This is a genomic window from Mammaliicoccus sciuri, assembly GCF_002901825.1.
Taxonomy (GTDB): Bacteria; Bacillota; Bacilli; order Staphylococcales; family Staphylococcaceae; genus Mammaliicoccus; species Mammaliicoccus sciuri.
Window position 1 is genome coordinate 1 of sequence record NZ_PPQD01000006.1, and the last position, 12194, is coordinate 12194.

At 33.9% G+C, this 12194-nt stretch carries 9 protein-coding genes; 6 read left to right on the forward strand and 3 right to left on the reverse strand.

Going from position 1 to position 12194, the window contains the following annotated elements:
• The 4 genes from CD035_RS01685 to CD035_RS01700 form a co-directional block, all read left to right on the forward strand.
• On the forward strand, positions 1–841 hold an 841-nt coding region (locus CD035_RS01685), incomplete at its 5' end, for a phytoene desaturase family protein (protein ID WP_142383030.1).
• 9 nt (positions 842–850) lie between these two features.
• Entirely contained in the window at positions 851–1960 is a 1110-nt protein-coding gene (locus CD035_RS01690) for a glycosyltransferase family 2 protein (RefSeq protein ID WP_229412498.1), read from the forward strand.
• A gap of 51 nt (positions 1961–2011) precedes the next feature.
• Positions 2012–2887, forward strand: a complete 876-nt coding sequence (locus CD035_RS01695) for a phytoene/squalene synthase family protein (protein WP_048540397.1) — start codon at positions 2012–2014, stop codon at positions 2885–2887.
• Positions 2884–4389 carry a phytoene desaturase family protein gene (locus tag CD035_RS01700; protein WP_048540398.1) on the forward strand — a complete coding sequence of 502 codons (1506 nt, stop codon included), beginning with the start codon at positions 2884–2886 and terminating at the stop codon, positions 4387–4389. The genes CD035_RS01695 and CD035_RS01700 overlap by 4 nt, the downstream gene beginning before the upstream one ends.
• Positions 4390–4458: 69 nt before the next feature.
• Here the strand turns inward: CD035_RS01700 and CD035_RS01705 are convergent, their stop codons facing one another.
• The 3 genes from CD035_RS01705 to CD035_RS01715 all read right to left on the reverse strand — a co-directional run bounded on the left by CD035_RS01705 (position 4459) and on the right by CD035_RS01715 (position 8864).
• Entirely contained in the window at positions 4459–4884 is a 426-nt protein-coding gene (locus tag CD035_RS01705) for a pyridoxamine 5'-phosphate oxidase family protein (RefSeq protein ID WP_048540399.1), read from the reverse strand.
• 183 nt (positions 4885–5067) lie between these two features.
• Positions 5068–7137, reverse strand: a complete 2070-nt coding sequence (locus CD035_RS01710) for a cation:proton antiporter (protein ID WP_048540400.1) — start codon at positions 7135–7137, stop codon at positions 5068–5070.
• Between the two features lie 107 nt (positions 7138–7244).
• Positions 7245–8864: a PucR family transcriptional regulator gene (locus CD035_RS01715; RefSeq protein WP_048540401.1), complete on the reverse strand. Its 1620-nt coding sequence runs from the start codon at positions 8862–8864 to the stop codon at positions 7245–7247.
• 290 nt (positions 8865–9154) lie between these two features.
• On the opposite strand from CD035_RS01715, the gene allW reads away from it, so the two are divergent.
• Together allW and allB are read left to right on the forward strand one after the other, a co-directional pair.
• Complete coding sequence (gene allW / locus CD035_RS01720) at positions 9155–10645, forward strand: allantoin permease (protein WP_048540402.1); 1491 nt, start codon at positions 9155–9157, stop codon at positions 10643–10645.
• Entirely contained in the window at positions 10635–11996 is a 1362-nt protein-coding gene (gene allB, locus CD035_RS01725; RefSeq protein WP_048540403.1) for an allantoinase AllB, read from the forward strand. The genes allW and allB overlap by 11 nt, the downstream gene beginning before the upstream one ends.
• Positions 11997–12194 lie beyond the last annotated feature (198 nt).

The window sequence follows — 12194 nt, forward strand, 5'->3', positions numbered from 1 at the left end:
TCTTTGGTATGTAGATGGCGGGATTCATAAATTAGCAGAAGCGATGGAACAATTAGCACGCGAATTAGGTGTCTCGATTCATTTAAATGCACATGTGGAGCGTATTATATATAATCAAAACAAAGAAGTTACGGGTATTCAACTTGATAATAATGTACATCAACATGCTGATTATATTATCTCAAATATGGAAGTATTACCTGTATATGAAAAATTAATGAATATGAAACAAAGTCGGTTAAATCAGTTAGAAAGCAAATTTGAACCCGCGAGTTCGGGATATGTTATGCATTTAGGAGTAGATAAAAGCTATCCCGAACTTAGACATCATAATTTCTTCTTCTCTAAAGATTCAAAGCGCAATTACGATGAAGTCTTCCATCAGTACATTTTACCCCAAGATCCGACTATTTATATAGTCAATACAAATAAGACTGATCCGACACAAGCACCTAAAGGACAAGAAAACATCAAAATATTACCGCATATACCGTATATTCAACATCAGCAATTTAGTCAAGATGAATATCAAGCTTTTCGAGAACGCATATTAGACAAATTAGAGTCCATGGGATTACATGGTTTAAGAAAGCACATCATATACGAAGATATTTGGACACCACATGATATAGAACGTACTTATCAATCTCATAAAGGTGCTATATATGGGGTCGTTTCAGATAAAAAGAAAAACAAAGGATTTAAATTTCCTAAAAAGAGTCAATACTATAAAAACCTTTATTTTGTTGGGGGTTCTGTCAATCCTGGCCCAGGAATGCCAATGGTCACATTAAGTGGTATGCAAGTAGCTGATAGTATTATTGCTGAAGACGGAAAGTAGTTGATATAGATGATAATAATAGTATATGTTGTAACACTAATCTTGACGATTTGTACGATGCTAAGTGGGGCATTGATGTACTTCAGGCGCTGTAAGATTAATCCTAGTCATATGGAAGCTTCTAAGACACCTGTTAGTCTCATTGTTCCTGCTAGAAATGAAGCGAAAAATTTACCGAACTTACTTAAACGTGTGGCCAATCATAAAGATATAGAAATTATTGTCATGGACGATGACTCTACAGATCAAACTTGCGCAATTGCCGAACAATATGGCGCACATGTTTATAAAGTTTCAAAGCATGCTACTTGGAAAGGAAAATCGCATGCTTGTTGGGAAGGTAGTCAGTTTGCCTCTCACAATATGTTGCTGTTTGTAGATGCTGATGTTCAATTTAGTCGTCTTGATAGTATTTGGCAAATCGTAAACCAATATAAATTGCAACAGTATAGAGGGCTACTTTCTATACAGCCTTATCATATGATTGAACGATTGTATGAGAACGCATCGGCATTATTTAACGTAATGACGATAGTAGGTATGAATACATTCTCTATTACGAAGTCTAAATATGATGACCAAATGGCATTTGGTCCAGTCATTCTAACGAATAAGCAAGATTACGAATTAACACAAGGTCACTTTAACGCAAAAGATTCAATTATCGAAGGTTTCGCTATAAGTAAGTCTTATCATCAACATGCTTTACCAGTGGAATTATATGAAGGTCAAGGTGTTGTGAATTTTAGAATGTATCCTCAAGGATATAAATCGCTTATAGAAGGTTGGAGTAAGCATATTGCATTAGGCGCTCAAGTAACGAAGCAATCAACATTGGCTTTAATCGTATTGTGGTTAATTGGTACTGTGACTTCAACAATAATGGTTATAATATCGTTATGGTTAAATCCTATATTTATCGCATTAGCTTTAATGGTGTATGTTTTATATGCCTTTCAACATTATGTTATTTTAAAGAGAACTGGGAATTTTCATATCTTAGTGAGCGTTTGTCATCCATTGATGTTCATGAATTTTATGATGATATTTATGAAATCATGGTTTGATGTCCATGTGTTTAAAATAATTCAATGGAAAGGGAGAAAAATAAATTTATAAAAATTGAAACACTCAAAAGTATTCACGTGGGGTTATCGAGGAGGACAATTAGTGAATCAATTAGAGAAAGATTATAGACACTGTCACAATATTATGAAGTTACATTCAAAGACGTTCTCATATGCATTTGATATGTTAGAACTGAATAAAAAGAAAGCGGTGTGGGCAATTTATGCCGTTTGTCGCATTATAGATGATAGTATCGATGAATATCAAGATCTCGAACAATTAGAATGTATCGCAAATGATTTGGATGCAATATATAACCATAACGTTCAACGATATCAAAGCGACGATTCCATTATGAATGCTTATCGCCATACGTTGAAAGACTATGCTATTCCTCACCAACCGTTACAAACTCTTATACATTATGTTAAAGAAGATTTACATTTAAAACGCATACAAACTGACGAGGACTTATCTCTATATTGTTATGGTGTGGCAGGAACAGTGGGTGAATTGCTCACACCCATACTAGCATCAAAACAAAAAGCGCATATTAAACAAGCTGAACACGCAGGAATTGCTTTAGGAAAAGCACTTCAATTAACAAATATTTTAAGAGATGTTGGAGAAGATTTTAAACGAGATAGAATTTATTTAAGCAGAGAACGATTAGCATTATATAATGTCGATTTATTTGCTATATATCAAGGTGGTATAACTCAATCATATATTAATTTATGGGAAAGTTATGCTCAAGAAGCCACTGCGTTATATGAAAAAGCTTTAAATGGGATGACTTATTTTGATGAAGAAGTACGTTATATTATTGAAGTAGCAGCAAGCATATATCTTGAAATACTTGAAGAAGTTAGACAATCCAGATACACATTGCATCAAAAAGTTTTTGTTAATAAAAGAAAAAAATTAAAAATTTATCGTGAAGTTATGGCGAAATATAATAGAGGTGAATCTATATGAGAATTGCAGTCATAGGTGGTGGTGTATCAGGATTAGCATCAGCTGCGCGGTTAGCCGCAAGAGGTCATCAAGTCGATATTTATGAGAAAAACAAACAAATAGGTGGTAGGATGAATCAAATAAAGCAAGATGGCTTTACGTTTGATATGGGTCCTACAATTGTGATGATGCCCGAAATTTATCAAGATGTATTTAAGTATGCTAATAGAGATATCAATGATTATTTAGAAATCAAACAATTGTCTCATATTTATGATGTTTACTTCAGTGATGACGATCAAGTGCGTGTACCTACAGACTTATCTCAATTAAGAGATATGCTTGAATCTATTGAACCGAATTCTACACATGGATTTATGTCATTCTTAACCGATATTTACGAGCGATATGAAATTGCACGAAAGCATTTCTTAGAACGTACATTTCGTAAGCCTTCAGACTTCTATAATCCATATACATTATATCAAGGTATGAAATTAAAGACATTCGATAAAGCAGATAACTTAATAGAAAAATATGTCGCTAACGACAAAATTCAAAAGATTTTAGCATTTCAAACGTTATATATCGGAATAGATCCGAAAAAAAGCCCCTCGTTATATTCCATTATTCCAATGATTGAATTGATGTTTGGTGTGCACTTTATTAAAGGTGGCATGTATCGCTTTGCAGAAGCGCTTCAAACTTTAAATGAAGAACTCGGTACACATATATACACAGGGACGAATGTAGAAGAAATCATCATTGATCCACGTTATAAGCGTGCGGAAGGTCTAAAAGTAGAGGGTCGCATTGAACGTTATGATAAAGTTTTATGTACAGCAGATTTTCCTTATGCCGCATCATCATTGATTAAAAAATCATTTCAATCTAAGAAATATACAACAGAAAATATCAATAATATGGATTATTCTTGCTCAGCATTTTTAATGTATATAGGTGTTGATTTGGATTTGTCAGAAGAAATTTTACTACATAATGTCATATTCTCACAAGATTTTGATGAAAATATTAAAGAAATCTTCAATGGCACATTATCAGAAGATCCTTCTATATATGTTTATGCGCCAAGCGTTGAAGATAAAACGCTCGCTCCAGAGGGTCAAACAGGAATATACGTGTTAATGCCAGTATCCGAGCTTAAGACTGGTCATGTAGATTGGACAGATGAAGCGACAGTATCACAAGTGAAAGAAATAGTTTATAAAAAAATGGCTACTGTTAAAGCATTAGCACATGTAAAAGAACATATCGTAACTGAAATCATATTTACACCTAAAGATTTCGAAAGTCATTATCATGCGAAATTTGGGGCAGCCTTTGGTTTAATGCCAACGCTTGCTCAAAGTAATTATTATAGACCACCGAATATAAGTAGAAATTATCAAAATCTTTACTTTGCAGGAGCAAGTGTACATCCAGGTGCAGGTGTACCTATCGTCTTAACAAGTGCGAAAATTACAGTAGACGCGATGTTAGAAGATATAGAAAAAGGTATATAAAAAAGCAACTAGGACATAGTAATCTAGAATGGTCATTAGATTACTATGTCCTAGTTTTTTTATTGTGTATTAATCAAATGTAATTGTTTGAGGTGTATCGACCTCATCATCATTCATAATTTTGATGGCTTTAGGTGTTAATTTAAGTACGCATAAATCGGGATCATTTTTAGAATCGAAAAATGAGTTATCTTGTTTATTCCAAAGCCAATCAATCGTATCTTTATCTTTGAGAATTTCTACGTGTGCTTCTATTTCAAGAAAGCTACGATTCTTTGTTTCGTCATATCCAATTAAGACATGTGCTCTAGGATTATCCTTAAACTCAATAACTTTTTGAGAATCAATGCTTGTCTTTGTATATAGTGTATAATCATCATGATAAAAAACCATATATCGACTATTTGGTATATTGTTAAGTGCTGTAGAAAGTACACCGATTCTAGATGTATCTAATATACGTTCAATTTCAGCTTTGACTTTATCATTTGTCATATCTCAATCACCTCTACAATCTATTTACCCTAAAGTCCCATATTGTATGCATAGTCATTATGTGAATCTGTATAACGGAAATTTGTCAGATTGCCATGATAGTTGCTCCAAGAACTTAACTAGTCGCTTGTAAAATTCCTGCAAATAAGAAACCAATACTATTAAGTAAGAGGGAAGTTATGATTAATGTTTATACTTTTGCGCTAAGACGATTTCGTTATAATTTATATTCTCACGTATTTGTCCTGCAACGGTGTTATTGATTTTGTTGTGTTTAATGAGCTCGTCTAAATAGTGGCGTTGCATATATAATGCTTGTAATTTATGATTTGTAAATGATTCTTGAGATACCACTTGATGTGAATGGTTGTCGTCTTGTTTACGACGTTGTTCTTGCCATTTCAGTATTCTACTAATGTTGTAATACTGATTAATAACCAGACTTACTTCTAATACATTTGTACTATTCTGTTCTTCTTTCATACGTAACGTAACATGATGGTTCACGATACGCATAATTTTTTGAACGTCTTTAAAACTATTCGCGTATTCTTGCATTTTTGTTTCTTTATCCTCTGATTTGAAATGCTTAATTGCTTTTAATCGAATGACAAACATCTTGATGTAGTTGATAGCTTTATCTCTAAAGGAGGCATTACGATGTGTTTCAGATAACTCTACAACATTACGGTAGTTATTAATATCTTGGTACGTAGCTTTATCACTTTCGATTAGTCTTTCTAATGTTTCTGTTTCAACTGTATGGGCGATTTCTTCTAAACGTTTTAGTTCTTTAGTGTTTTTATTATTCGGTTCGGAATTAAGTAGGAATAATAACTCTCCATAATATTGATTGAGCACAGGTCTAAAATCTGCATTGCTATCAACTTTACTTTCCGATTTCAAATGAGCAATGACTTGTTGTACGATAAATATCTTAGCAGATTGATAAGTCATGCCTTTAGTTGATGAAGTCTTGGCTGTAGGTGTAATAAGAGGTAAGACCACTTGTGCTAATATTAGGCTTAATAAGACCATTAATGATGCAATAAATAATAAATCATTTCGATATAGAAAAGCGTCACCTTGTGTAATGACATAAGGTAAAGTTAGTGCCATTGATAATGAAATCGTCCCATGAATACCACACATTGTCATTATAAATGCATAGCGAAGTCGTGATGGTGGTGTTTCAAAGGTGTCATCATTTAAATAGGATTGGATATTTTTCGGATAATAAAAATCTTTATACCAAAAATAAACCCATACAAAACGACAAATATATATGGCTAAAGCAATCAGTAGTGTTGTTGTGATTAAGAATATTAAGTTATCAGGTTCTGTTTGGAAGATGTCTATTATGACTGTTGGAACAAGATAACCTAAGACAACAAATACAAATCCATTCAAGGCATAACTTAATGTGCTCCAAATTTGATGATAATTCATTTGAAGCTCGGTTTGAGCTTTAATGAGCCGGTCGCGTTCCCAGCCATGAATCAGTCCGGCAACAACGACTGCTATGATACCAGAAGCATGAAAGTGTTCTGCTAAGAAATATACAGCAAATGGCGTTAATAATTGAATAAATGTTAACGTATTATTATCTTTTAAACCTTTATTAGCTGTTAAATCTATTCGGATTCTTACAATAATTGTTCCAACAATAGCACCAATCAAGACGCCAATGATAGTTGAAATGACAAACTGTTCAATAGCGTGAACTGCTGAGAATGCACCTGTAACTAAAGCTGTAACCGCGATTTTAAATGAAATAATACCTGCTGCATCGTTTAGTAAAGACTCTCCTTCTAGAATAGACATAGAACCTTTAGGTAATAATTTTCCACGTGTAATCGCTGAGACCGCAACAGCATCTGTCGGACAAAGTATAGCAGCAATGGCAAATGCGGCAGGCATCGGTAATTCAGGCCATATCCAATGAACAAAATAACCAACACCAATAACCGTAGTAAATACGAGTGCCATAGACATTAATAATATCGGTTTACGATATGCTAACAAATTAGAACGTGAAACATGAGTGCCTTCAACAAATAATAGTGGTGCAATAACGGCTATCATAAATAATTCAGAATTAAATTCAAAGTACAAATCAATTGGTAAGAAGAAGACACCAACGCCTAATCCAATTTGAATAAATGCAGTCGGTATATTAGGAAAGCGATTGTTAATAATCGAACTAATAATAACTGCCAAAATAAATATTAAAAGTGCTTCTAATAATTCCATATCAAACTCCTTAACATTTTATCAAACATATTTTAACACTTTTCAATAGAGCAGGACATTATATTTATGTGTCTATATAGATTGTTTATGAGTATTGATAATCAGAATTATTCAAATGGAATCATATTAGACGCATAGATTGCGATACGTATATTTAATGATTGGATTGGATCTTCTATATTAGTGCCTATTAGATTACTACATTTGTTTATACGGTATTTGACGGTATTTCTATGGATAAATATTTTCTCTGCTGTTTTTGTGATATCGCACTGGTTATCCATATAAATTTTTAATGTTTGTTTTAATTCTATGTCTTTTTTAGTCTTTGGATAGCTAAGTGGACCGAGTGTATGTTTCACAAATGGTAAGAGTTTCTCTTGTGGTATGAGCTGCAATAATTCTTGAATATCTTTCGAATGGTATTGGGAAATAAATGATTTTTCATTGTTAAATAAGCCATTCTCAAATGCTTCGCTTGCTTCAAAGAATGATGAAGGTAATTGAGAGAACTCTGTTACTTCATTTCCTATACCAAAAGATATTTGGTCTTCAAAATAATCATTGTAACTGATTTGTAGTCGTTCAATCATCTCTAGGTGATCTTCTTGTTTGTTCTGTATTAAAATGACAAAGCGATCATTGCTTGGTAATCGATAAACACTGATGTATGAGTCGATTTCGGATAATTTATCTGTTAACCATTGAAAAGTTAATTGGTGCAATTCGTTTAAGTAATAACTATTTTCTAAGTTAGTCTTAGCATCTATGCCACAAATGATAGTTTGGTAGTAGTCTGATGGGTAGATATAATATTGTCTTAATAAATCCGCATGTTTTTTGATAGATAATGCTTGGTCACTTTTGTTGTAGACGAGTGATTCAAAGAAGCGGTTAATGTCGTTCTTTTCTACTTCTTGAATTTTAGTATTTTTGTACAAGGCGAAACTAAGCACGCTCACAACTTGTTCAATTGTTAAAAGACTAAATGGATAAGAAAGTTTATTCACTTGAGATACCATTATGTAGTAAGGGAAATATGTGTAACCCAACACTTTAAAGATAACATGGTCTTTATTTTCGAATACTAAGTTGTTTTTATCTTGTGTGAGTTCCTCTTGTTGATGTGCATTGAAATAAGCGACGTGTTCAGATAATAATGACTGACTTTGTCTATAGTGATGACTGATCGCTTCAGGCTTCTTGAACGGGTTAAATAATATAATAGGTACGCCTAGTAATTTACTCATGCGTTCGATCATATTATCAATGCTGAACCCTTTAATAAGCAGTTGGTTAAGTTCTTGTTGAACTTGCAATGCATAATTTAATTTGCCCGTTTCAGAGTCGGATATAAAGGATGAAATTTCATGCGTAATCTCACCTAAGTTCCAACTTTCAGGAATTTCTATTAACGGAAATTGCAATTCGTCTGCAAAATCTATCACATCTTGGTCAATTTTATGTAAAAATCTTGAGACTTTAATACCAAGACCAGCTGTTTGAATGTCACTTAAGTCTTTAATTAATTTCTTTAAATTCTCCTGATTATCTTGGAAAAGTACGCCCGTTGTTAAGATGAATGCATTGCTAGATGTGAAATGTTTAATGTCATTGTTTTCAGTAATGTCTAGACTCGTTACTTCAGAAGATAAATCTCCTTTTCTATTAATAAGCTCTAAACCTTTAAATTGAGGTATAGATAAAATTTCGTTTAGAGTTGTCATCATAAGGCCTCCCGTTTTTGTTTATCTTTCAATGAAGATTATATAAAAGTGAAAACGATTTTTTATAAATGAAACCGTTATTTTTTGTCAAAATGTTATCTGTTTTGTTCAAAATGACCAATGATTTTTATTTCTAAAATTTATTATACACAAAATTTGTACGAAACCTATAATTTTAAATTCTATATATGTTAAGAACTACAAAGAAAAACGCTTACATAAGTCTTACACTTGTATATGAAGAGTTCATAGCTAGTTATTAGCTGATTAAGTCAAAGGAGACATATAGAATGGCAAGAGAAGCAAACGACGTGGCATTAACTCCAGCCGAATTTGAAAAACGTGGCTATAACAAAGATATAATGCCCAAAACGTCAGCACAAAGAAACAATTCGGCATTTAACTTTTTTACATTATGGATGGGTGCCGTTCATAATATACCGAACTATACTGCAGTAGGTGGATTCTTATTAATCGGACTATCACCTTTACAGGTAATATTCGCATTAATATTAAGTTCATTTATTATTGCATTATTATTAGTAGCAAATGGTTATGCTGGTTCTAAATACGGTATACCTTTTGCGATGCAATTGCGTCATACATACGGAGATGTAGGTGCAAAGTTACCAGGTATACTACGTGGTGTTGTAGCTGGTATTGCTTGGTTTGGACTTCAAACCTTTGCTGGTTCACAAGCACTATTAATCTTATTGAATAAGATTTTCCCTGGATTCGCTGATATCGCAAGCGGTGTGACGATTCTAGGTATTTCAATTCCTGGATTAATCGCATTCTTAATATTCTGGGCAATCAGTTTCGCAATTGGATTTGGTGGTGGAGAAATACTTAATAAATTCACTGCCGTATTAAACCCACTTATATACATTGTATTTGGTGGTATGGCAATCTGGGGCGTCATGGCTGCAGGAGGCGTTGGCAACATTTTAGATTATGAAATTTCAACGAAATCTAGCGGTATTATTTACCCAGCGATTTTATCATTTATTTTAATCTTTAATTCATTATTAGGTGTATGGGCAGGACCTGGTGCAAGTGTATCTGACTTTACTCAAAATGCGAAATCAACGAAGACGCAAATTGTCGGTCAAATTTCAGGTATCGTGGTTGCACATATCTTATTCGCGATTGCGAGTGTATTCATTATTATTGGTGGTTCTATTTATTTAGGTCACCAAGAGTGGAACATCTTAACAATCATTAATGAATGGGATAGTTTCTGGGCAATTCTCATATCAACTGGTGTATTATTAATGACAACGATTTCTACAAATGCGACAAGTAATATTATTCCAGCAGCGTATCAATTAAGTGCGCTATTACCGAAATGGATTAATTATCGCCGTGGTGTAGTCATTGCTTCAGTATTGAGTGTTGTGATTATGCCATGGAAAATGATGGAGAACGAGGATAGTATCTTCGTATTCTTAAATGCTATTGGGGCAATACTTGGACCTGTAGCGGGTGTCATGATTGTACATTTCTATATTGTCTCTAGACGTCACATTGATATAGATAAATTGTATTTTGATTTACGTGTAAAAGATCAAAAAATACCACGCATCAATATTTCAGCATATATCGGAACGATTGCTGGTGTTGTGATTTCATTACTTGGGTTCTTACCAGGATTCACAGTGATTTCAGACTTTTCATGGTTTATCGGCTTTATTGTAGCCGGCGGTGTTTATATTATTTTACATTATGTATTTCATGCAGATAAAAGTAAAAAAGAAGGAGTGGCATATAATGAAGTATGATTTAATTATCAAAAATGGTTTAGTTATTTTAGAAGATGGCGCGCAAAAAGTTGAAGTTGGTGTCAAAGACGGGAAAATTGCGGCGATCGGACAAGAATTAGGAGAAGCTGAACAAATTCTTGATGCAAAAAATCAAATCGTTTCACCAGGTATGGTAGATGCTCACGTGCATATTACAGAACCAGGTGGCGGATACCGTGACGGATGGGAAGGTTACGTAACAGGTACAAATGCAGCTGCTAAAGGTGGCGTAACATCATTTGTTGAAATGCCATTAAACCAAGTACCAGCTACTACAGATAAAGCTTCTATCCAAGCTAAATTTGATGCAGGTAAAGATGAGTTAGCTGTAGATGTTGCAAGTTATGGAGGATTAGTACCTTATAACTTAAACGGTGGTATTCAAGAATTAGATGAAGCGGGCGTTGTTGCTTATAAAGCATTCTTAGCAACTTGTGGTGACCGTACAATCGAAGGCGATTTTGAAAATGTTGATGACTATTCATTATATGAAGGTATGAAACAAATTGCTAAAACGGGAAAAATCTTATCTATCCATTCAGAAAATGCTACAATTACAGATCGTTTAGGTGAAATCGCTAAAGAAAATGGCGAAACAACATTAAGTGCATATGTGGATTCTAGACCAGTATTTACTGAAGTTGAACCAATCCGCAAAATCGTATTATTCGCTAAAGAAACAGGGTGTCGCGTGCATATCGTACACGTTGCTTGTGAAGAAGGCGTTGAAGAAGTGATCAAAGCTCAACAAGAAGGTGTAGATATTACATGTGAAACATGTACACACTACTTATACTTCTACAAAGAAGAGTTAGATTCAATCGGACCAGTTGTTAAATGTTCACCACCAATTCGTGAACAATCTCGATTAGAAGGTATGTGGGATCGCGTATTAAACGGAGACATTAACTTCGTAACATCTGACCATTCACCATGTACACCAGATTTAAAAGATACTGACAATGCATTTGAAGCATGGGGCGGTATTGCAGGATTACAAAATAACGTAGATATACTATTTGACGAAGGCGTTCAAAAACGTAATATGTCATTACAAAAATTTGCTGATATCATTGCAACAGCACCAGCAAAACGCTTTGGATTAGATACGAAAGGTAGCATCGCACTAGGAAAAGATGCAGACTTTGTATTTATCAAACCAGAAGCACCATATACATTACAAGCAGAAGACTTAGCATATAGAAATAAAATGAGTCCATATATTGGTCGAGAAATCGGCGCACAAGTTACAAAAACAATATTAAGAGGACAAGAAATTTATGATCAAGAAACAGGCGTAACAGAAGCACGCTTAGGACGCTTTATCTAAGAATTATATATAAGGAAAGGCAGGGACCATTGTGGTGTCCCTGCCTTTTTTTTTATTGGAGGGGTGAGCTAGGTTTTTCTAGGAGGAAGGGGTGGAATCTCTTGGCTTAAGTATCGAATAAAGCCAAGAGATAGTGGAAGTCATGGCTTAAGTATTGAGTAAAGCCAAGAGATGGCTGAAGTCGAGGCTTAAGTATTG

Bases quoted from the DNA above. Each gene is read 5' to 3' on its own strand.
- CD035_RS01690 (WP_229412498.1), top strand. From the start codon at position 851: ATGATAATAATAGTATATGTTGTAACACTAATCTTGACGATTTGTACG.
- CD035_RS01700 (WP_048540398.1), top strand. From the start codon at position 2,884: ATGAGAATTGCAGTCATAGGTGGTGGTGTATCAGGATTAGCATCAGCT.
- CD035_RS01705 (WP_048540399.1), bottom strand. From the start codon at position 4,884: ATGACAAATGATAAAGTCAAAGCTGAAATTGAACGTATATTAGATACA.
- CD035_RS01710 (WP_048540400.1), bottom strand. From the start codon at position 7,137: ATGGAATTATTAGAAGCACTTTTAATATTTATTTTGGCAGTTATTATT.
- CD035_RS01715 (WP_048540401.1), bottom strand. From the start codon at position 8,864: ATGACAACTCTAAACGAAATTTTATCTATACCTCAATTTAAAGGTTTA.
- allW (WP_048540402.1), top strand. From the start codon at position 9,155: ATGGCAAGAGAAGCAAACGACGTGGCATTAACTCCAGCCGAATTTGAA.
- allB (WP_048540403.1), top strand. From the start codon at position 10,635: ATGAAGTATGATTTAATTATCAAAAATGGTTTAGTTATTTTAGAAGAT.